Annotated in this window: 17 protein-coding genes; 2 read left to right on the top strand and 15 right to left on the bottom strand. The window is 58.9% G+C overall.

Features of this window, described 5'->3' with window-relative positions; translation table 11 throughout:
• Positions 1–106: 106 nt before the first annotated feature.
• From BHW66_RS01395 to mce, 8 genes are all read right to left on the bottom strand, one after another.
• On the bottom strand, positions 107–808 hold the full coding sequence (locus tag BHW66_RS01395; RefSeq protein WP_143246753.1) for a hypothetical protein: 702 nt from the start codon (positions 806–808) through the stop codon (positions 107–109).
• 118 nt (positions 809–926) lie between these two features.
• Complete coding sequence (locus tag BHW66_RS01390; protein ID WP_046434827.1) at positions 927–2,423, bottom strand: acetyl-CoA hydrolase/transferase family protein; 1,497 nt, start codon at positions 2,421–2,423, stop codon at positions 927–929.
• A gap of 61 nt (positions 2,424–2,484) precedes the next feature.
• Positions 2,485–3,264: a biotin--[acetyl-CoA-carboxylase] ligase gene (locus tag BHW66_RS01385; RefSeq protein WP_022197381.1), complete on the bottom strand. Its 780-nt coding sequence runs from the start codon at positions 3,262–3,264 to the stop codon at positions 2,485–2,487.
• Between the two features lie 37 nt (positions 3,265–3,301).
• Complete coding sequence (locus BHW66_RS01380) at positions 3,302–4,891, bottom strand: sodium ion-translocating decarboxylase subunit beta (RefSeq protein WP_094140835.1); 1,590 nt, start codon at positions 4,889–4,891, stop codon at positions 3,302–3,304.
• Positions 4,892–5,044: 153 nt separating this feature from the next.
• Positions 5,045–5,452, bottom strand: a complete 408-nt coding sequence (locus BHW66_RS01375; protein ID WP_046434828.1) for an acetyl-CoA carboxylase biotin carboxyl carrier protein subunit — start codon at positions 5,450–5,452, stop codon at positions 5,045–5,047.
• Positions 5,453–5,525: 73 nt separating this feature from the next.
• Positions 5,526–5,972, bottom strand: a complete 447-nt coding sequence (locus BHW66_RS01370) for an OadG family transporter subunit (RefSeq protein ID WP_022197873.1) — start codon at positions 5,970–5,972, stop codon at positions 5,526–5,528.
• A gap of 21 nt (positions 5,973–5,993) precedes the next feature.
• A complete protein-coding gene (locus BHW66_RS01365; protein ID WP_022197872.1) occupies positions 5,994–7,559 on the bottom strand; it encodes an acyl-CoA carboxylase subunit beta in 1,566 nt (521 codons plus the stop codon).
• 31 nt (positions 7,560–7,590) lie between these two features.
• Positions 7,591–8,013 (bottom strand): methylmalonyl-CoA epimerase, encoded by a 423-nt coding sequence (mce, locus tag BHW66_RS01360; RefSeq protein ID WP_022197871.1) that lies wholly within the window; start codon positions 8,011–8,013, stop codon positions 7,591–7,593.
• A gap of 165 nt (positions 8,014–8,178) precedes the next feature.
• Between mce and BHW66_RS01355 the strand changes: the two genes are divergently transcribed.
• Both BHW66_RS01355 and rplS read left to right on the top strand, forming a co-directional pair.
• The gene (locus BHW66_RS01355; protein ID WP_046434831.1) at positions 8,179–9,717 is read left to right on the top strand and encodes a TIGR03790 family protein; all 1,539 of its coding nucleotides are present in this window, start codon (positions 8,179–8,181) and stop codon (positions 9,715–9,717) included.
• A 109-nt stretch (positions 9,718–9,826) separates the two neighbouring features.
• Positions 9,827–10,174, top strand: coding sequence for a 50S ribosomal protein L19 (gene rplS / locus BHW66_RS01350; protein WP_012419257.1), 348 nt, complete (start codon positions 9,827–9,829; stop codon positions 10,172–10,174).
• A gap of 423 nt (positions 10,175–10,597) precedes the next feature.
• Here the strand turns inward: rplS and BHW66_RS01345 are convergent, their stop codons facing one another.
• The 7 genes from BHW66_RS01345 to ileS all read right to left on the bottom strand — a co-directional run bounded on the left by BHW66_RS01345 (position 10,598) and on the right by ileS (position 20,419).
• Positions 10,598–12,241 carry a discoidin domain-containing protein gene (locus BHW66_RS01345; RefSeq protein ID WP_046434833.1) on the bottom strand — a complete coding sequence of 548 codons (1,644 nt, stop codon included), beginning with the start codon at positions 12,239–12,241 and terminating at the stop codon, positions 10,598–10,600.
• Positions 12,242–12,715: 474 nt separating this feature from the next.
• The gene (locus BHW66_RS01340) at positions 12,716–14,449 is read right to left on the bottom strand and encodes a hypothetical protein (RefSeq protein ID WP_102759794.1); all 1,734 of its coding nucleotides are present in this window, start codon (positions 14,447–14,449) and stop codon (positions 12,716–12,718) included.
• Between the two features lie 37 nt (positions 14,450–14,486).
• Positions 14,487–15,713 carry a cysteine desulfurase gene (locus tag BHW66_RS01335; RefSeq protein ID WP_065529544.1) on the bottom strand — a complete coding sequence of 409 codons (1,227 nt, stop codon included), beginning with the start codon at positions 15,711–15,713 and terminating at the stop codon, positions 14,487–14,489.
• A 2-nt stretch (positions 15,714–15,715) separates the two neighbouring features.
• Positions 15,716–16,198, bottom strand: coding sequence for a rhodanese-like domain-containing protein (locus tag BHW66_RS01330; protein WP_046434838.1), 483 nt, complete (start codon positions 16,196–16,198; stop codon positions 15,716–15,718).
• Between the two features lie 17 nt (positions 16,199–16,215).
• Positions 16,216–16,878 carry a DUF1573 domain-containing protein gene (locus BHW66_RS01325; protein ID WP_065529543.1) on the bottom strand — a complete coding sequence of 221 codons (663 nt, stop codon included), beginning with the start codon at positions 16,876–16,878 and terminating at the stop codon, positions 16,216–16,218.
• Positions 16,879–16,885: 7 nt separating this feature from the next.
• The gene (locus BHW66_RS01320) at positions 16,886–17,659 is read right to left on the bottom strand and encodes a signal peptidase II (RefSeq protein WP_215833596.1); all 774 of its coding nucleotides are present in this window, start codon (positions 17,657–17,659) and stop codon (positions 16,886–16,888) included.
• Positions 17,660–17,689: 30 nt separating this feature from the next.
• Positions 17,690–20,419 (bottom strand): isoleucine--tRNA ligase, encoded by a 2,730-nt coding sequence (ileS, locus tag BHW66_RS01315; RefSeq protein WP_046434839.1) that lies wholly within the window; start codon positions 20,417–20,419, stop codon positions 17,690–17,692.
• Positions 20,420–20,445: the final 26 nt, after the last annotated feature.

Below are 20,445 nucleotides of genomic sequence, written 5' to 3'. Positions count from 1 at the left end.
TTTTTGCGCGAAGCCGTAAAAGCCTTTCATGCCGGGGAATGAGGGTACATGCCGGGGAATGAGGGTACTCTTCCGGCAGGCCGGTAAAAACGGAGGGATAGGAAAGTCAGGGACGGTTGCCCGGCATGGAGGGATCAATCGGTTCCGGCATGGATGCTATGGACATGACCTCTTTAAACAGGCGCTGCGCCAGAAGAACGGAAAGGGCCGCCAGCATGATTTCCAGGCCGCAGGACAGAAGAACGGCCAGCCATGCAACAGGCGCTGCCAGGGAGGGAACTGCGGTGGACAGGAACTGACGCAACAGGACGGCAAGAAAAAACAGGGCGCTCTGCAAACCGCAGCCTGCCGCCGCGATGCCCCAGGCCAGGAATAATCTCCTGCCTGCGGCTTCGTATCCCGCCGTATAAGGGAAGGAAAAGAAAGAAGTGACGGCCGCCAGAAGGAGGACGGCCTCCCAAACCCTGTCCATTTCCGTATATTGCGATGGGACGGGCATGCCCGCAAACGGAATGAGGAGGGCGTACAGGGCGGGCAGGAAGGCCAGCATGCTCAGATTTCTTGTTATTCTGCTTCCGCGGGAGGCCAGCAGGACTCTGGCGCCCCAGAACATGAGGAAGGACAGGGAAAGGATGGAGAGCAATTCCGCCCCTGTTCCCAAAAGCAGGAAGGGTGCGGCTGTCCGGGGAGAGCGGAGGAAAAAAGGCATGAACAGATGGATGAGGACTGCCGCTGCTGCGCCCGCGCCGAAAAGAACGGCGCAGACTTTGATGAAAGCCCTGGCTGCCGGGTAAATCATCCAGTTCATGGTGAAGAGAAGGAGTAGAGGGGATGGGAAAAAGGAAAAGGACCGCTCCCTTTGCGGAAGCGGTCCTGAGGGGTTAACGTGAATTCATGGATGCCAATGCGAATGACGGCATGCGGAATTACTTATACTGGGCCCAGTCGACATTCTTCATGTCTCCGCTTCTGGCCAGTTCGGCGTGCATGCCCAAAGCGGCCCTGATGGATTGCGGTGTCTGGGCTTTGCCGTCGGACAGCTTCAGGTAATCCCGGAGGATGTTTTTGTAATCCGGGTGGACGCAGTTTTCAATAATGGTCTGGGCCCGTTCTTTCGGGCTCTTGCCGCGCAGGTCCGCGACCCCCTGCTCGGTAATAATGATATTGACGTCATGTTCCGTATGGTCATGGTGGGAAACCATGGGGACGATGGCGCTGATCTTGCCGTCCTTGGCAACGGACGGGCAGGTGAAAATGGAGATGTAGGCGTTGCGCGTGAAGTCGCCGGACCCGCCGATGCCGTTCATCATCTTCGTGCCGCCAATGTGCGTGGAGTTGACGTTCCCGTAAATGTCGGCTTCAATGGCGGTGTTGATGGAGATGACGCCGAGACGGCGGATAACTTCCGGGCTGTTGGATATTTCCGAGGGACGGAGCACCAGTTTGTCGCGGAAAAAGTCCATATCCCTGTAAATGCCTTCCAGGCAGTCGTTCGTCACGGTCAGGGAGCAGGCGCTGCCGAATTTCACGCGGCCTTCCCGAATCAGGCCGATGACGGAATTCTGGATGACTTCCGTGTACATCTCGAACGCGGGAATCGTCTTGTCGCGGCCCAGGGCGCCCAGCACCGCGTTTGCGATGTTGCCCACGCCAGACTGGAGAGGCAGGAACGTGGAGGGAATGATGCCCCGTTTCATGTCGGCAGCCAGGAAATCGGCCACGTTCTGCCCGATTTTATCGGTCAGGGGATCCGCTGCGGCGAAGGAACGGGCTTCATCCGGCCAGTTGGTTTCCACAACGCCCACAATCTTTTTCGGGTCAACCTGGATGTACGGCTTGCCGATGCGGTCGCTGGGTTTGAAGATGGAAATTTCGCGGCGGTAGGGAGGATCCAGGGGTTCGTAAACGTCGTGCAGGCCCATGGCGCTCTTGCTGTGGGCGGCGTTTAATTCCACGATAATTTTGTCTGCCAGGCGGCAGATGGTGGGAGCGATCCCGCCCGCGGCCGTCAGGTAAATTTTGCCGTCGGCCGTGACTTCACAGGCTTCAATAATGGCGATGTCCACGTTGCCCATGAACCCGTAGCGCACTTCCTGGGCCATCTGGGACAAATGGATGTCATTATAGGCGATTTCCCCGTTGTTCACCGCCTTGCGGAAATCAACGTTGGTGGTGTAGGGAGCGCGGTAGCGGATTGCCTTGGCCCGGGAAAGGATCCCGTCGCAGGAATCGCCGGTGGAAGCACCGGTGAAGACGCTCACCTGGAAAGGGTTCCCCTTCTCATGTTCCGCTTCTGCGATTTTTGCCAGCGCAGCCGTAACGGCCTTGGCCGTTCCGGCGGGCGTGAATCCGCTCAGCCCAATATGGTGGCCATGCTTGATCAGGCTTGCTGCTTCTTCTGGTGTCAGTACCTTGTAACTCATGTCAGTGATTTTTGTTGGATGAAAAAAGAAAGAAACCCCGTGTAAAAACGGAGCGGCAGGCTCATTCTTCGAGGAGCCTGTTAATCAGGTGCGCCGGAATGGTGCGGACGGCGCCGGCCGGAAGGGATAGCACAGGATTGCCCTGATCGTCAATCCCTGTAAAAATACCCCGGACGGTTTCGTCATCCGTAAGAATGGAAACCGGCCTTTCTCCGGCCCATGCCCGGGACAGACCCTCCTGAAGGGCAGAGACGCCGCCGTGGGAAAAGACGGAAAGAACCTGGTTCAAATGACTGCCCAGGGAAGCCATGACGGCGTGCAGGGAAGGGCAGTCCCGAACAAGATCCGCCAGCCTTGCCGGAGGGTCCTTGATTTCCCCGGCGATGGAGGCTACATCATTGAAAACATTGATGCCGATGCCGATGACGGCCATGTTTTCCGCCGGGCGTTCCACCAGTATTCCCGCCAGTTTGGATTTGCCCGCCAGCAGGTCGTTTGGCCAGCGCAGGCGCACGGAATCCAGCCCCATGCCGCGGAGCATGTTGAACAGGGCCAGCCCCGCAACCAGGGGCAAATGGCCCCAGTGCACGCCGGCCGCTGTATCCGCAGGAGCGGACAGGGGAACGGTGAAGGATGCCCACAGGCCGCCTTCCTCCCCTATCCATTTGCGGTTGAACCTGCCGCGGCCTCCTGTCTGAACGCGGCAGACGGCAATATGCCCCGGGGGCAGGGAGCGGGCCAGGTCATTGGTGGAAAAAGCCTCGGCCCATTCATGATAAGTCCAGTCGCCGCATGGTCCTTCCTCCTCCGGAGGGGTGGAAAATGAGGCTGCGGAATTCATGGGACGGGCCGAGGCCGGGAGTAATTTTCAATTCTGGTTATTTCGCCAGAGTGGCGATGTAGTAGCCCGCGATGACTGCGGTGCCGATCACGCCTGCAACGTTCGGGCCCATGGCGTGCATGAGCAGATAGTTGGAGGGGTCGTACTTCTGGCCCACATTGTGGGAGACGCGGGCCGCCATCGGGACGGCGGAGACGCCTGCGGACCCGATGAGGGGGTTGACCGGATTCTTGCGCCAGATGAGGTTCATGAGCTTGGCGGCGATGACGCCGCCCGCAGTGGCTACGCCGAAGGCGACAATGCCCAGCAGAATGATTAGCAGCGTTTCCGCCTGCAGGAAGCGGTCTCCCTGCATCGTGAGACCCACGGAGGTTCCCAGGAAGATGGTGACGATGTTGATGATTTCATTCTGGGAGGCCTGAACCAGGCGTTCCGTCACCTTGCATTCGCGCAGGAAGTTGCCGAGCATCAGCATGCCGATGAGCGGGGATGCGTCCGGAATCAGCAGAATGGTGACAATGGTTACCAGCACGGCGAAGAACAGTTTTTCGCTCTTGCTGACCGTCCGCAGGGATTTCATGCGGATGAGGCGCTCCTTCTTGGTCGTCAGCAACGCCATGATGGGCGGCTGTATCAGCGGAACCAGGGACATGTACGTGTATGCGGCCACGGCCACGGCGCCCAGCAGGTGCGGAGCCAGCTTCATCGTCAGGAAGATGGAAGTGGGGCCGTCAGCTCCGCCGATGATGCCGATGGAGGCGGCTTCATTCGGGTTGAAGCCCATGAACAGGGCCATGAAGAACGTGGCGGCTACGCCCACCTGGGCCGCCGCGCCCAGAAGCAGGGTGCGCGGTGCGGCGAGCAGCGGGCCGAAGTCCGTCAGGGCTCCTACGCCCAGGAAGATGATGGGCGGGAAAATTTCAGCCTTGATGCCCAGCCCGATCCAGTCATACAGGCCCCCGTGGATGGAGGTGACCAGCAGTTCCTGGGTATGTTGGCCTACGGCCACGTATTTGCCTGCGGCGGAAACCACCAGGGGTTCCAGCTTCTGCGTTTTCAGGTCCACGGGAACACGGTTGCCGCTGGTGTCAAAGTAATTGACGCCCTGCTGGCGGACGACGGTGGTTCCTTCTCCGTTCGTGAGTAGGAAGACCGGCTCATTGCCGTTGTCCTCCGTCACGTTCTGGAAGTCCTTCAGGTTGGGATCCACCGTCAGACTGTCGTCTCCCAGGCGGGCGGCGTCAGCTTTGGCTTTTTCCTGGGATTCCCGCACGGACTTGATTTTGGAAACGGTCAGCTGGCTGCCGGGATAAACCTGCATGGGCTGCTGCATGGTTTCCAGATACTGGGCGCGGGCTTCCGGCGTGGTCAGATTGGCCGGCACCTTGGCGGGCGTCTGCTGCAGAGGAGCCACATGAACGCGCAGGTAGCCCACGTTGTTCAGGGACGTGGAGGTTACTTCCCCCTGTTCATTGGAGGAGATGACCTGCTGGTTCAGCTGGGTGATGAGCATTCCGTTGTCCGGAATGTTGGCGATGAGGGCGCCGAAAGCAATGGGAACCATCAGGAGCGGTTCGTATTGCTTGGCTACACCCAGATACAGGAGGAGAATGGCAATGCCCCACATCCCTACCATCTGCCATGATAGGGAGAAGACGCCCATCCCCTGTAAAAAGGTGATTAATGAATCAAAAAGACTCATACGGAATGTTATTGTAGCGGTTTATTATTTGAGCCGGAGCCCGGGACTGTTGGCGTTTCCGGGCTGCCGCCGCCGGGATTAACCAATTTTGGCCAGTGCCTGTCCTTCCTGAACCGTGTCGCCCGGGTTCACGCAGAAAGCGGTGAGCGTGCCGGAGGCGGGAGCGTAGATGATGGTGTTCATCTTCATGGCTTCCAGCGTCAGAATCTGGTCACCGGCCTTCACGGGTGCGCCTGCTGCCACGTCCAGGGAGACGACCTTCCCGGCAAGCGGGCTGGGAACGTCTCCTGCGCCGGCGGCGGCCGGAGCGGGCGCAGGTGCGGGAGCCGGAGCCGGAGCCGGGGTGGCCACGGGTGCGGATGCGGCAGGAGCGGGAGCGGCCACAGGTGCGGGGGCCGGGGCTGCGGTAGTGGAGGATACCTGGTCCAGGAGTTCTACGGATACGTCAAATACCTTGCCGTCTACGGTGATGCGAAGTTTCTTCATGATAATGTATGGTATGGAGTATTAAGTTAAATGGTTCCCGCCGGGGCGGGGTAAGGGTGAATAATGCTGTAGTTCAACGGGAAGGCCGAATGCGGTGGGAGGCGAAGATTTCCGCCCTGCCTGCGGCCGCATAGCCGGAGCCCGGGGATTGCTTGATTTCCACAATGCGGTGGCTCATGCCGTCCAGGCCCGCGTCCACGGCGGCGGAGATGACGGCCACCATTTCCGGCGTGAGCTCCGTCATGGCGGAGTCCACCGCTGCGGAGAGGATGGCGAGCATTTCCGGAGTCATGCCCGGTTTGCCCGCCGCAGCGGGGGCGGCGGCAGGCGCGGCCACGGGAGCGGCGGTTTTGGCTTTGGCCCTGTTCTGAATGGCGGCGGCGATGGAGCCGCTGATGGTCAGAATGACGGCCAGGCCACCCAGGCACATCATGACCACCATAATGCCGACAATCTGATAGTTCAGATTGTTCATGACGTTGGCGATGCCCTGTGCAAAGGCGAGTGTTGTGAGTAACATATGAATCCGTTGAGATGGATGTTAGAGCGGAATGTTGCCGTGTTTCTTGGCCGGGCGCACTTCCTTCTTGTTCAGCAGGGTGCGCAGGGCGAAGGCGATTTTGGCGCGGGTTTCTTCCGGATTGATGACTTCCGTGATCTGTCCCATGCCGGCCGCCACATACGGGTTGTAGAAGGCTTCCCGGTATTCTTCAAGGAGTTCTCCCTGTCGCTTGGCTTTTTCCGCCGGGTCTTCCACAGCCTTCAATTCACGGCCGTAGAGCACCGGAACGGCGCCTTCCGCGCCCATGACGGCGATTTCCGCGCCGGGCCAGGCGAAGACGGCGTCAGCGCCCAGGTCCTTGCAGCACATGGCGATGTAGGCGCCGCCGTAGGCTTTCCGCATGATCAGGGTGACTTTGGGCACCGTGGCCTGGGAATAGGCGAAGATGAGTTTGGCGCCGTGGCGGATAATGCCACCCCGTTCCTGGTTCTTGCCGGGTAGGAAGCCGGGCACGTCCACCAGGTTCACCAACGGAATATTGAACGCGTTGCAGAAGCGGATGAAGCGCGCGGCCTTGTCGGAGGAGTCGATATCCAGGCAGCCGGCTTTCACGTTGGGCTGGTTGGCGATGATGCCGACTACTACGCCGCAGATGCGGCCGAAGCCGACGACGACGTTTTTGGCGAAGTCCTTATGCACTTCCAGGAAGTCCCCGTTGTCCACCAGGCGGCTGATGATGGGCTGGACGTCCAGCGGCGTGCGGTTGTCGCCGGGAATCAGGTCGCTCATACCTTCGTCTGCGCTCAGGTCAAGCGGGGTGTCCAGTTTGTGAGGCGGTTCTTCCGTGTTGTTGGAAGGAAGGAAGGAAAGCAGCCTCTTCAGGATGTCCATGGCGTGCGCGTCGCTGTCCGCTACGAAATGGACGTTGCCGGATACGGTGGCGTGAATGGCGGCGGAGCCGATGTCATCCATCGTGCATTTTTCATACGTGACCTGTTCAATCACCTTGGGGCCGGTGATGTACATGCCGGCGTTGCCGGAATTGCGCATGATGATGAAGTCCGTCAGGGCGGGGGAGTAGGCCGCGCCGCCCGCGCAGGGACCCAGAATCATGGAGATTTGCGGAACCACGCCGGAGGCAAGCACATTGTTGTAGAACACCTGGGCATAGCCGGAAAGGGCCGCCACGCCTTCCTGGAGGCGCGCGCCGCCGGAGTCGTTCACGGTCACCATCGGGATGCCGGCTTTCAGGGCGTACTTCTGGGCATCCGCAATTTTCATGGCGTGCATGTAGCCGAGGGACCCGCCCTGGGCCAGGAAGTCGGAGGCCGCGCAGGCCACCGGACGGCCGTCCACCAGGCCGAAGCCGGAAACGACGCCGTCGCCGGGGATTTCCTTCTTGCCCATGCCGAAGTTGTGGCAGTTGTGGCGCACATGCATGCCGATTTCCGAGAAGGTGCCTTCCTCAAAGAGGTACCCCATGCGGTCGCGGGCTGTCATTTCGCCCTTTTCATGTCTCTTGTCGATCTTTTCCTGACCGCCGCTGAGGATTACCTTCTTGCGGCGGCTGTTCAGATCGTCAATCAATTTGGGATCAATAGCCATTGGTATAGTGGTATGGTGAATAGGGAGAATGTTACTTGCCGCATTCGCAGCCGCCGGGGTGCTGGCAGAATTCGGTCAGGACGCCGAAGGTGCACTTGGGATGCAGGAAGGTGACCTGCGTGTTGTGAGCGCCGGGGACGGGCGGGTCGTTCAGCACGGTAAGGCCTGCTTCCTTGGCCTGGGAGATATTTCCGGCGATGTCATTGGTCTTGAAAGCGATGTGGTGGATGCCTTCCCCTTTTTTCTCAATAGCCTTGGCGATAGCGCTTTCCGGAGAGGTGGGTTCGAGCAGTTCGATGTGGACTCCGGCAACGTCAAACATGGCGACGCGGACCTTTTGAGTGGGAACTTCCTCAATGTGGGGCTCTCCGAGCCCGAGCGCATCGCGGTAATAGGGGACGGTGGCGTCAAGGCTCTTGACGGCGATGCCGATATGGTCAATTTGCTGAATCATATGCGTGTGATGGTTATAGGGAATGCAGGGGGGAGGCCTGCAATACATCAAGAGTTATTAAAGCGTATTTTTTTAGGATGTGAAGCGAAAAGCGGAAAAATGGCGAATTCGTGGCCGCCCCTTTCACCTGCTTGATTGCCCCGGAAGATGAGGTATGGTAGGGGCATGTTCAAGAGTGGATTAGCCGTGTTATTTCTGCTGGCGTCGTGGTTTTCCGCCTCGTGTGCCTATGAGCTGCTGCCCGCTCATGTGGCCGTGGTTTATAACGGAAAATCCGAGCTGAGCCGCCGCATGGCCAGGGAGTATGCGCGGGTGCGCGGCGTTCCGGAAGGGAATCTCGTTTCCCTGGATTGCCCCACGACCAGCGAGATTTCGCGGAAGGAGTATGAGGATACGATCCGCGTCCCGCTGCTGGAGGCGGCGCGGAAACAACGGTGGTGGGTGCCTTCCGGCATTGCGTCCTCCCCCTTGATGAACCGGAAGATTTTTGTGCTGGTGCTGATGGCGGACCTGCCGATGAAGATACGGCATGAAACGCCCGCTCCCCTTCCCGGGAAAGGCGTCAACCAGATGCAGACGGATCGCGCTGCGGTGGATTCCGAATTGGCTCTGCTGGCGGTGGGCGGTTATGAAAGGAAGTCCTGGCAGGTGAATCCCTATTTTAATAAAAGGGAGGATTTTGTGGGTTCCGGCCTTCCTTCGTTTCTGGTATGCCGCCTGGACGGACTGACGCCCGATACCTGCATGCGGCTGGTGGCGGAACCGGCGAACGTGGAGAAAAAAGGTTTATGGGGGTGGGCCGTTGTGGACCGGGGCGGCCCCTATGCCCAGGGGGACCGGTGGCTGGACGACGTGTTCGAGCGCGTAAGGGAGGCGGGCATTCCCGCTTATCTGGATGACTGGCCCCAGACCCTGCCGGAAAAATTCCCCTTGAGCCGGGATACGGCTCTTTACTGCGGGTGGTATGCGGGGAATGCGAACGGACCGTTTTCGGATCCTTCGTTCCGCTTCCGGCCCGGGGCGATAGCCATGCATCTGCATTCCTTCAGCGCCGCCGATTTCAAGGTCCCCGGCAGGGGATGGAGTTCCGCCCTGCTGGAGAAGGGGGCTGCTGTGACGGTGGGAAACGTGTATGAGCCGTTCCTGGGCGCCTGCCACCGCTTTGATATTTTTGTGGACCGCCTCCTGGACGGCTATACCGTGGCGGAGGCTTCCTGGATGAGCATGCCTGTGCTGTCCTGGCAGGGGTTGGTGTTCGGAGACCCCCTGTACCGTCCATACGCCCGCATGAAGGATATGGACGTGGAGCCGACGGAAGAAGACCGTTATTTCCAGGGGTGGTGGGCTTCCTCCGTGCAGTTCGGAGACCGCTGGAAGGACCGTTCCGCGCGTTTGATGGAGTCCGCCCGGAAGGCCCCTTTTTCCTGCCTTTATGAAGCTCTGGCGCTGGAATGCCTGTACCGGAAGGAACCGGCCCGCGCCGGAGAGCTCCTTTCCTCCGCCCTGGACGGCGCGGCTGACGCCCGCACCCGTGCGCGCCTGCTGCTGGAAATCCTGATGGCGGAACGGGCCCGGGGCGGCAACAAGGCTTTTCTGCAGCGGGCGGACGGCATCCGGGGCCTCATGTCTTCCTCCGCTTTTCTTCCGGCGCTGGAGGAATGGCTTGCCAGAGTGGCTCCGCCGCCGGACCCGCCGGAAAAATAAATTAAGGACGTACGGCAAATTTGGATTGCCTTTTAGGGGATTATGGCTCATATTCTGCGTCCCGTAAGTTTTCCTTTTACTGATATTCACCAGCAATAGATAACACAAGATGAACATTATCAACAAAATCGAGCAAGAGCAACTCAAGGCGGATGTGACCCCATTTAACGTAGGTGATACCATCAAGGTTCACACTCGTGTTATTGAAGGCGGCAAGGAACGTATCCAGATTTTCCAGGGCATTGTGATCGCCAAGCGCGGTTCCGGCATCAATGAAGCTTTCACCGTCCGCAAAATTTCCTACGGTGAAGGCGTGGAACGCGTATTCCCCCTGCATACTCCCCGCATTGCCAAGATTGAAGTCGTGAACCGCGGCAAAGTCCGCCGCGCCAAACTTCACTATCTGCGCGGCCGCATCGGCAAGGATGCCATGATTGTGAAGTCTGCCAACCGGTAATCGGAAGAATTGCTATTTTGCTGGCCCGGCCCGCCGTGAGGCGGCGCCGGGTTTTTTATTTCCGGAGTATTGTTTTTCCTGAATGGGAAAGGGGTCCACAGGGACGACAGCCGCTTCAGGATATTTCCCCGGGAGCCATATGGGGATGAGAGCGTTTTTCCGGGGTGGGGAAGGTGGAGAGGGGCGGCTATTTCCGGTCCGGCGCAAATACGTTTTTCGGATTTTCCTCCGTCCGGGCCTGGATGGCTTCCGGAGAATGGAGCAGAAACCGGAAAATTTCATACGCGAAGCCAAACCAGGAACTTAGCGTGTGACATTCCATCAGGCCCTGCCCCAACCTGCTTTCCGGGAAGGGGAAAGGAAACGGCGGTTTTCAGCATGGCCCCCGGAGGGGGGTAAGCGGGAGCAGGGCTGCGTGGATAATTATTTTTCCGCAGGTGCGGGAGCCGGTGTGTCCTCCGCATCTTCCGGTCCGTACGCTTCCACTTCCGTCAACGCCAGCGGCTGGGAGGGATTTGCGGATTCCACGCGCAGGGCTCGCGCCTTGACCGGAGCGTCCAGTTTCCAGGAAGTGACGTTGGTGGATTTTTCCGAAGGAGTGGTACTGAAGGTTTTTTCCGCCAGCACGTTTTTGTCATTGCCGTAGAGGATTACCTTGAATTTTTCCATAGTGCCCAGCAGCGTCAGGTTGGCCGGCGTGTAAATGACTACCTTTTCTATGGTGCGGTTGGTCTCCCTGCCGAAGTCAATGCCGAACCAGGCGGTTTTCCCTTCAACCACGCCTGTGGCGCTGATTGAAACGTCGGAAATCCTGGAGCTGGTATTGCCGTCAACGGCCTTTTTCGGACCGTAAGCTCCCAGCATGTTGCGGTTGGAACTCTGGCGAACCTTGACGCCGGGCTGAAGGCTCCAATTGATTTTGCCGGGTTCCGCGGAAACTTTGGGAACTGCCGGCGTCTGCGCCGGACGCGCGGCCGGAACAGGTGAAGGAATGGCCGCAGCGGTGTTTTGCGCGGTGGCCGGAGCGTGGCGGCGCGCGTCCCTGTTCGCTTGTCTTGCCGCTTCCGCTTTCGCGTTATTTTCCTTCTGCACCTGTTCATTATAGTCATTGCGCATTCTAACGACATCCTTCTTATACAGGATGCAGGTATAGGTCAGCACAATGCCCACGATCAGGGCCGGAATGAGATAGTAATAGATGTTGGACTGCCCTTTTTGCATGTTCAGGGCCGGAATGGCCGGGGAAGATGACGGTGGAGGGATGGAGGCCGCATTTCTTCCCGAAGGATTGGCAATGGCTTTATCCAGATCCGTGATGAAATCCCCCAGGTCCCGGTAGCGTTCCCGGGTATCCGGATTGATGGCGCGGGAGACTGCCGAATCCACGGCATCGCTGCATTTGATTAGTGAGGAGGGCATGGCAAAGCCCGCTTCCATCGGCGTTTTGCGGGTAAGCAGAATGTAGAGCGCCAGCCCCAGTGCGTAAATATCCATGCCCGGCGTGAACGTGGTTTCCGCTCCGGTGACCCACTCCGGAGAGGCGAAGTCCCCCATGTCCACCGGAGGTTGGGCAGGATAAATATTGATGGGCAGCAGCAGGGCGTCTCCGCCGTCTTCGCGCAGGCAAATCAGCTTGGGCGTGATGCCCCCGTGAAAAATGTTTTTCCGGTGCAGCGTCAGCAGTCCTTCCGCCATGTTGCGCACCAGGTTGAGCGCCGCCTGGGGAGATATTTGGGGAAGGGTTTCCATATCCGCCATCCGCGGATAGGGGGGGTGTTCGGAGATGATGAAAGTAAACGGCCCCGCCTGTCCTACTTCATAAACGCGCAGGAGCCCCTGGTGGGATTGTTCCACGATGGTGAGGGAGCGGACGATGAATTCAGGATCCCAGCCGAAGATGCCGGCTTCTTCCGTGGGAACCACCCGCAGCATGACGGGAGCAAAGTTGGATTTCAGGGTAGCTGTGAAAATTTGCTGGGGGCCTTTGGCTCCGACAAGCTGAATATTTTCCAATTGGGGAAAGAGAGAGGAAATCTGGTCCATGGGAAAGGAATCGTCGGCAGACATGGAAAAGGGAGGTGGAATAGTATTGATTCCCACTCTACCTTAAATTCCCCTACGGAAGCAACTCTATAAGCGGGCATATTTTGATGGCGGGACGCCCTGATGCTGAACGGACGCCAATCATGCCCGGATGGAGCGCGCCTTTTTCCGTAACCGGCCAGTCAAATCAGGGCAGCCAGGAACAGGCCGTAATGAGCGGGGAAAATTTCAGTTGTTTCAACCGCCGCGGCGGCATGTTGCCGCAGATGCCCGCGGCAAGGTAAATCCTGTTGGGTTCCTGTTTTTTTCCGGGAGCGGCAGGGAGGGTGGATGAACGAGGGCGTTCCAACCGTTAAAGCCGGGACATACAGGAACCCGGAAACAGGATCGCCGAGGCGTGGCCGTTTGACTGGAAGATGGCTGCTGTTATCAGCAGGAACAGCAGAAGGGGGGAAGGGAAGGAGGCCTTGCATGGACAAGGAGAAACAGTCCCCTGCATCAGGGCCTTTTCAGGATGATAGGCGGCGAGGGATTGGCCTGCCATACGGGAGTGGCGGCTTTCGCGTCCGCTTCTTCGAGCGTTTTACGGCCTTTGACCTTGACCAGGTGTTCCCGGAGGATGCGCCGCAGTTCCAAGGCGGAGGCCGGGTCATCCTGCACGCTGTGCCCGGACGGAACGATTTTTTCACTGGCGCTCCAGTCCAGGTGGGATGAGTGGTACTTGACCACTCCGTCGGAGGAATTGGGAGTGTCGTTCCTGCCCCTGTCTCCAATGATGGAATGAACGGGAACATTTGGGGAGCCGCGCAGCTCCGACATGTATTTGACCAGGGATGAATTCGGGGAAAGCTGGCGGATGCTGGTCAGCTCGTCCTTCAGTTGCAGGGGGTTGAGTAGGAACATGCCGCGGCTGAGAGTGGCGATGCGGGTGACTTCTTCCAGCATGTCCGAGGGGAGGTCGATCAGGCGCTGGCCCAGTCTTCCTATCCAGTTGTCCGCGAAAGTGGAACCGCGGTGCGGGGTGGCCATGTACACGATGCGCGTGACTCCCTGGGGCGGGGAAAAGATGAAATTATTCTGGAGCCGTTCAAGCGTTTGTTCATCATAATGGAGGGGGGCCATTCCTTTCTTCCAGTTTTCCAGCGTCATTCCCTCAAACGTTTCCGGAGAAAGCTCAAATACTCCCTTCATCAGCGTCCAGGGTTTGGTGGAGTTATTGAAGCGGGTGATGAGGCCGCCCATGGAGTGTCCCACCATGACGATGTTGTTCATTTCCCTGGATGTTCCGCGGGGATTGTATTCCTGCATGAGCTCCTTCAGGGCCTGCCGCTGCCTGCTGGCCGGAATGGTCCAGGCCAGCCCGGACGGATAGCCGAAGAACCAGAATTGGTAGTTTTCCCGGATGACCGGATCCACCAGGAGACGGTTGGTCAGGTTAGCGAAGGTGGCGGGGCCGGACATCAGGCCGTGGGTGAAAACCACGGGTATTTTCCGGGGGTCATAGGGTTCGGAAAAATAAAGCCCCATCGTATTGATGGCCTTTTTGGGGCGGAATGCCCCCAGCAGTTCCGTTCCGTCTGCGTCGGAAAGCTTCCAGAAGAGAGCGATGGGGACGGAAAAATTGGCCGCCAGAGGCTGCCGCACCTTATTTTTGCCAATGAAGATGTGCTCATTCATCAGGCGCGGAATGGTGCGGAGGGTTGGTTTCCCGTCCACCATGCGGTCAAAGTCCAGAATGGCCGTCAGCGTGTGCACGTTGCCGTTGTCCTTAAGCACGTTGGCATGGGGGCGGGAACCGCCCCGGGGCGCCAGCCCCGCCAGCGGTATGCCCATTCCCTCTACCGTCACGCTTTCGCGCAGGCGGAAGGAGGGGTCCACTTCATCGGACATGAAAATGGCCTCATAGAACCACGGATTGCTGTCCCTGGCATAGGGAGATTTTTCAATGACGAAGGGAAGGCTTAGGCGCTTCTTCTCATCCATGCCGCCTTTGCGTTTGGCTTCCTTCAGGTGGGCGGCCAGCTCCCGAATGCACGCATTGTATTTTTTCCGGGCTTCCGGCCATTCCCGGCTGCGGTTGGGAGAGGAAAGAATGAGCCATGCGGCATAGGCCTCCCGGATAGCCGCGGCGTCATCCTGGTAATGGGCGTACTCCATTTCCTGCCGCTGGTGCAGGGAACAGCCGGAAAGGCTTATGGCCAGTCCTAAGAGAAGGATGGAAACCGTTTTCATGATGCGCGGTGTAAATAAGCAGGGAAGGGAGGGTTATTCAGGAGAGCATGTCCAGCGCCCGGTTCATGGATTTGAGGAAGGTCTGCACTTCCTCTTCCGTATTGTACAGGGCAAAGGAGGCGCGGGTAGTCCCGGTGGTGCCCAGGGCGCACATGAGCGGCTGGCAGCAATGGTGCCCGGTTCTTACGGCAATCCCCATCTGGTCCAGCAACGTACCCAGGTCATAGTGGTGGATGCCCCCCGCCAGGACGGAGACCACGGCGCTGTGCGGCACGTCCGGGGCCAGTACGGTCAGGCGCGGCATGGCCTTCAGGCCTTCCACCGCCATATCCGTCAGTTTCTGTTCATGGGCGGCAATGTTGTCCAAGCCCAGCCCGGAGACGTAGCGGATGGCGGCCGCCAGACCCACTGCCCCGCCAATGTTGGGCGTTCCCGCTTCATATTTGAAAGGGATGTCGTTGTAAACGGTTTTTTCAAAGGTGACTTCCTTGATCATTTCCCCACCGCCCATCCACGGCGGCAGTTTCTCCAGCAGCTCCCTTTTTCCCCACAGCGCGCCGATGCCGGTGGGCGCGTACAGCTTGTGGCCGGAAAAGGCGTACAGGTCGCAGCCCAGTTCCTGAACGTCCACATTCATGTGGGAAACAGCCTGGGCTCCGTCAATCAGCACGATGGTTTCCTGCCTGTTCTCCTTGGCGAGCGCGGCCATTTCCCTCACGGGATTAACCGTTCCCAGCGTATTGGAAACGTGTCCCACGGCTACGATGCGGGTGCGTGGGGAAAGCATGTTCCGGTAAGCTTCCATGTCCAGAGTCTGGCCCGGCGTCAGGGGAACCGCTTTCAGGACGGCGCCCGTGCGTTCGCACAGCATTTGCCAGGGAACGATATTGGAATGGTGTTCGGAAGCGGTTACGATGACTTCGTCTCCCGGTTTGACCATGCCGGACGCGGCGATGGTATCCGCCGCCAGGTTGATGCCCATCGTGCAGCCGGAAGTGAACAGGACTTCCGCCGTTTCCGGCGCGTTGATGAACCGCGCCACCGTTTCCCGCGATTCTTCATGCGCTTCCGTCGCGAGCTGGCTCAGGTAGTGGGAGCCGCGGTGCACATTGGCGTTTTCCGTATCGTAGTAATGGCGGATGGCGTCCAGCACGGCCAGGGGTTTTTGCGTAGTGGCCGCATTATCCAGGTAAATGAGAGGCTTGCCGTGCACGCTGGTTTCCAGAATGGGGAACTGCGGGCGAATGGTTGCTGTGTCAAGCATGGCTATGGTACTAGTGAGGGTTCTTTGCGCAATTCATCCCAGCCTCCTTCCAGAATGAAAATGGGCGCGCGGATGCCGTATTCCGGCTTTTTCAGTTCATTGGCCACGGCCGCGCTGGAGGTGCAGTCCCTGCTGCAAAAGATGACGATGCAGAATCCCCTGTCCTCTGCCGTCATCAGGGCTTCCATGGCATTCGCCAGGAGTTCCTGGTAATTGGCATCCGCCGGACGGATGGGGTAAACGGGGGCCCGGGTGACGGTATGGCGTTCAAAGTCGTCCTGCTTTCTGGCATCTATCCAGAGGATTTTTCCCGGCCATTCCTTTAATACCTGGGAGAGGCACACGTGCCCTTCCTCCAGAGTTTCCGGGTTGCAGGGCGGCGTGCGGAACGGCTGGATGACGCGCAGATCCAGCGCGGCGACGCCTACGGCCAGCAGAAATACGGCCAGCAGGAGTTTCAGAGCGGAGGAAAAGGCGTCTCTCATGGAAGGAAGGGCGGATGTCAGTTTTCCTTGATGGCCAGGAACCCCATTTGGCGTTTGTAGCGCGGCACGGCGGAATCCGTGCGCACCCAGATGGTGTTGAAGGCCGGCCTGGCCGTGGATTTGGGAGTGACGATGATTTTATATTCCCTGCCTTTTTTCACGGTCACAGGTTCGTAGTCAAAGGCGTCTCCCGTCAAATCCACCGTGGTCAGGTTGACGGGCAGTTCTTTGGAGATGGTGATTTTTATGGTTTTGGGCGCGGCGGCCTCTCCTCTGGCCCATTCCAGCTTGCGGGGTTCCATCCGGATGATGTCCGGGATCTGCGCGCGTATGACCAGCTTGTAGGCGGAGCCGTTGGCGTACACCGTCATGTCCTTGTCCACGGTGCCGGAAAAGTTGCCGGTTTTCATTACGGCGCTGATGACGCCGGATTCCCCCGGGGCATACGTCAGCTTGTTATCCTTCGCTCCGGCGGTGGTGCAGTCGCAGGAAACGTGGATTTTACTGATGGTGACCGGGGTGCCGGAAGTGTTGGTGAAGGAGAAGGATGCCGTGATGCTGTCCTGGTCCGGAGCCACCTTTACCGGAACCACCGTTTCCTTGAAGGACAATTCATTTTTGCCGGAGGCGAGGCTCCCGCACAAAAGCAGTCCTGACAGAATAACGAGCCGGGTGGTCATGGGCGTTTCAGGATGTTTTTTCTTCTTTATTCCTGGCGGAGAAAATGCTGGCGATGAAGAAAATAATTGCCGCTACGAAGATGCAGGAGTCCGCCACATTGAAGGCGGGCCAGCGGTAGTTGAAGAGGGGGATGGTGACGTCAATGAAGTCCACCACGTAACCGTTCATCAGCTTGGTGAAGAAACCGTGCTGCTGCTCATACGGAATCAGGAAGCCCTGAATCAGGCGGTCCGTCAGGTTGCCGGCTACGCCCGCCAGCAGCAGGACATAGGCCAGCTTGAGCCATGCCGTGTGGAAGAAGTTTTTCCGGTAAAGCACGACCAGGACCACGATGGCGAGCACGGGAACTGCCAGAAAAAGATAGCTGGACCAGACGGTGCCGTTCCCCAGCCCGAAAGCAACGCCCGTGTTGTGCACGCGGGTAATGTTCATGGTTCCGTCCAGGAAGGAAATGGGTTCCAGTTCCCTCAGTTTGTTCAGGGCGTCCACCGTGTTTGGATTCAGGTCCGGGAGCCGCGCCAGTTCCGCCTCCGGCATGCGTCCGTTCGTGGCGAAGTCCAGCGTGCCGTCCGCATTGATGTGCTGGAAGCCCGGAAAGTCCGGCAGATAGGCGTACTTATGGAGCTTTTCGTTCAGGTAGTTCAGCGGGAAGCGGCGGATAATCCACAGCTTGCTGGCCTGGTCCAGCGCATACAGCCCTACGCCCAGCAAGCTCCACCAGAGCCAGCCGGGGGGCGTCTTTTTATGGGGGGCGGGTTCTTTTTCCGTCTGGGGGTCCATATAAAGGTCGGAAAATGGAGTGGATGCGGTTCAGGAAAGAACTTCCGCGCAGCGTTCGCATACGTCCCCGCCTTCCGCCGCCGGTTCATACCGGCGGCAGCGCGGGCACATGGCATGTTCTGTTTTTGCGGCGGAGGCTGCCAGTTCCGGACCGGTTTTCACGTCAAGGTCCGCGATGATGAAGAATTCCGTGGCAAACGCCCGGTCTTCCAGAAGCGCCACGACGTCTTCGCTCTCATTCACGGGAACGGTCAGGGTAATGGATGCCTCATTATTTTTGGAAAACACCTTGGCTTTCACCTGTTCTTCAATGGCTACCTGAATGACGGACTTGATTTCCTGGAGACGGGAAATAACGGAGGTCGCCTCCTGGGTATCATATTCCGGCATGGGGGCGGGGAAGTCCTGCTCATGCACGCTGCCTTCATATCCCGCGTATTCCCAGGCTTCATCCGCCGTGAAGGCCAGGATGGGAGCCAGCAGACGGCACAGAGCCTTGAAGATGATGGTCATGGCCGTTTGTGTGGCGCGGCGGCGCACGGAGGAAGATGAGTCGCAGTACAGGCGGTCCTTGGTGGTGTCCACGTACAGGGCGGACAGGTCGCTGGTGCAGAACTGGTTGATGGCGCTGAACGCCTTGCGGAAGTCATAGGCTTCATAGGCCTTCAGCGTTTCCCTGATGACGGCGTTCAGGCGTTCCAGAATCCAGCGGTCCAGGAGGGGCATGTGTTCCGGGGCGACTGCCTGCGCGGCGAAATCGAATCCGCTGATGTTGCCCAGCAGGATGCGCAGGGTGTTGCGGAGGCGGCGGTAGGGTTCCGTCACCTGCTTGAAGAGGTCTTCCCCGAAGGGGACTTCATTTTGCCAGTCCACAGAGGCGGCCCACAGGCGCACGATGTCTGCGCCGTATTTGTCGTAGTAATAGGCCGCGTCAATGGGTTTGCCGCTCTTGGCGTCGGATTTGGAGGTTTTTTTCCCGGTGTCCTTGTCCACGACGAAGCCGTGGGTCATTACGGCCTTGTACGGAGCCTTGCCGCGCCAGGCGACGGAAAGCATCAGGGAACTCTGGAACCAGCCGCGGTGCTGGTCCGTAGCTTCCAGGTAAAGGTCCGCCGGCGCGTCCAGCCCGGGGCGGTTGTCCATGACGGCCATATGGGAACTGCCGGAATCAATCCAGACGTCCAGCGTATCCTTGCCCTTTTTCCAGGTCTTCGGCAAGCCGAGGCGTTCGCACAGGTCTTCATCGGAGAGTTCAAACCAGATGTTGGAACCGTGTTTCTCCACCATATCCGCGATTTTGCGAACCAGAGCGGCGTCCAGGACGGCTTTGCCGTTTTCGTCAAAGAAGACGGGCAGCGGCACGCCCCAGGTGCGCTGGCGGGAGATGCACCAGTCCGGCCTGGCTTCCACCGTGCCGTAAATGCGGTTGCGGCCCCAGGAGGGCAGCCACTGCACCTTGTCTATTTCTTCCAGGGCCTGCGGGCGGAGCTTGTCCATGGAGATGAAAAACTGTTCCACGGCCCGGAAAATAATAGGCGTCTTGGAACGCCAGCAGTGCGGATACTGGTGGCGGTATTCTTCCACGCCGAAGAGGTTGTTGCCCTGTTCCAGCATGGAAATGATGTCCTTGTTGGCGTCAAAGACATGTTTGCCCACCAGGGAGGGCACGCCCACTTCTTCCGTGTATTTGCCGTCGTCGTCCACGGGGGAGAGGACGGGCAGTCCGTATTGGCGTCCCACGTTATAGTCGTCCGCGCCGTGGCCGGGAGCGATGTGGACGATGCCGGTTCCGGTGTCCGTGGTGACAAAGTCCGCCAGGATGATTGTTGACGTGCGGGAAAGGAAGGGATGGCGGGCCTCGCAGTTTTCCAGTTCGGCTCCCTTGAATTCACGAATGGTTTCCGCAAGAGCCCAGCCCGTTTTCTGAGCGAAGGCATCCAGCAGATCCTTGACGATGACGAGGTTTTCCGTCTGGCCGTCTTTCATGAACCTGCCTGCCACGTAGGTGAAACGCGGATGGAGTGCGAGACCTACGTTGGCGGGCAGTGTCCACGGAGTAGTGGTCCAGATGACCATGGATGCTTTCAGGCCCAGGGGATTGTCCAGAAGCGGGAAGCGCACGAAAACGGAGGAACTGACCTTTTCCTTGTAGTCGATTTCCGCTTCCGCCAGCGCCGTATAGGCCCCATAGGACCACTGGACGGGTTTGCGGCTCTGGTACACCGCTCCGTCTTCCACCAGTTTGGCGAACACGCGCAGGATGTTGGCCTCATACGCCGGCTTCATGGTCAGGTAGGGATTCTCCCAGTCGCCGAACACGCCCAGGCGGCGGAAGGAAGTGCGCTGAATGTCAATGAAGCCTTTGGCGAATTCCGCACAGCGTCGGCGGATTTCCGCCGCATCCAGGTCACGGGCCTTCTGAACCACCTTGAATTCGATGGGGAGGCCGTGGCAGTCCCAGCCCGGAATATAGGGGGCGGCATAACCGGCCATGGTTTTTGATTTCAGGACCAGGTCCTTGAGAATTTTGTTCAGGGCCGTACCCATGTGCACGTCCCCGTTGGCGAAGGGGGGGCCGTCATGAAGGAGGAACCGGGGTGCGCCCTGTGCCATCCTGCGGGACAAAATTCGTTCGTACAGCCCGGTGTCTTCCCACTTTTTCAGGCGTACGGGTTCGTTTTTCGTCAGATCCCCTCTCATGGGGAAACCGGTCTCCGGCAACAGGATGGTGTCTTTGTAATTCTTTTCGGGCGCACTCATGCCCGGAAAAAGTACCACCGGGCCCG

This window comes from Akkermansia sp. 54_46, assembly GCF_001917295.1.
In the GTDB taxonomy this organism is placed as follows: domain Bacteria; phylum Verrucomicrobiota; class Verrucomicrobiia; order Verrucomicrobiales; family Akkermansiaceae; genus Akkermansia; species Akkermansia muciniphila.
Note: the sequence above shows the minus strand (reverse complement) of the source record. Positions and strands in the feature narration are given on the sequence as shown.

Coding starts and splice junctions, on each gene's coding strand:
- BHW66_RS01395 (WP_143246753.1), bottom strand. CDS start 808: ATGAACTGGATGATTTACCCGGCAGCCAGGGCTTTCATCAAAGTCTGC.
- BHW66_RS01390 (WP_046434827.1), bottom strand. CDS start 2,423: ATGAGTTACAAGGTACTGACACCAGAAGAAGCAGCAAGCCTGATCAAG.
- BHW66_RS01385 (WP_022197381.1), bottom strand. CDS start 3,264: ATGAATTCCGCAGCCTCATTTTCCACCCCTCCGGAGGAGGAAGGACCA.
- BHW66_RS01380 (WP_094140835.1), bottom strand. CDS start 4,891: ATGTGGGGCATTGCCATTCTCCTCCTGTATCTGGGTGTAGCCAAGCAA.
- BHW66_RS01375 (WP_046434828.1), bottom strand. CDS start 5,452: ATGAAGAAACTTCGCATCACCGTAGACGGCAAGGTATTTGACGTATCC.
- BHW66_RS01370 (WP_022197873.1), bottom strand. CDS start 5,972: ATGTTACTCACAACACTCGCCTTTGCACAGGGCATCGCCAACGTCATG.
- BHW66_RS01365 (WP_022197872.1), bottom strand. CDS start 7,559: ATGGCTATTGATCCCAAATTGATTGACGATCTGAACAGCCGCCGCAAG.
- mce (WP_022197871.1), bottom strand. CDS start 8,013: ATGATTCAGCAAATTGACCATATCGGCATCGCCGTCAAGAGCCTTGAC.
- BHW66_RS01355 (WP_046434831.1), top strand. CDS start 8,179: ATGTTCAAGAGTGGATTAGCCGTGTTATTTCTGCTGGCGTCGTGGTTT.
- rplS (WP_012419257.1), top strand. CDS start 9,827: ATGAACATTATCAACAAAATCGAGCAAGAGCAACTCAAGGCGGATGTG.
- BHW66_RS01345 (WP_046434833.1), bottom strand. CDS start 12,241: ATGTCTGCCGACGATTCCTTTCCCATGGACCAGATTTCCTCTCTCTTT.
- BHW66_RS01340 (WP_102759794.1), bottom strand. CDS start 14,449: ATGAAAACGGTTTCCATCCTTCTCTTAGGACTGGCCATAAGCCTTTCC.
- BHW66_RS01335 (WP_065529544.1), bottom strand. CDS start 15,713: ATGCTTGACACAGCAACCATTCGCCCGCAGTTCCCCATTCTGGAAACC.
- BHW66_RS01330 (WP_046434838.1), bottom strand. CDS start 16,198: ATGAGAGACGCCTTTTCCTCCGCTCTGAAACTCCTGCTGGCCGTATTT.
- BHW66_RS01325 (WP_065529543.1), bottom strand. CDS start 16,878: ATGACCACCCGGCTCGTTATTCTGTCAGGACTGCTTTTGTGCGGGAGC.
- BHW66_RS01320 (WP_215833596.1), bottom strand. CDS start 17,659: ATGGACCCCCAGACGGAAAAAGAACCCGCCCCCCATAAAAAGACGCCC.
- ileS (WP_046434839.1), bottom strand. CDS start 20,419: ATGAGTGCGCCCGAAAAGAATTACAAAGACACCATCCTGTTGCCGGAG.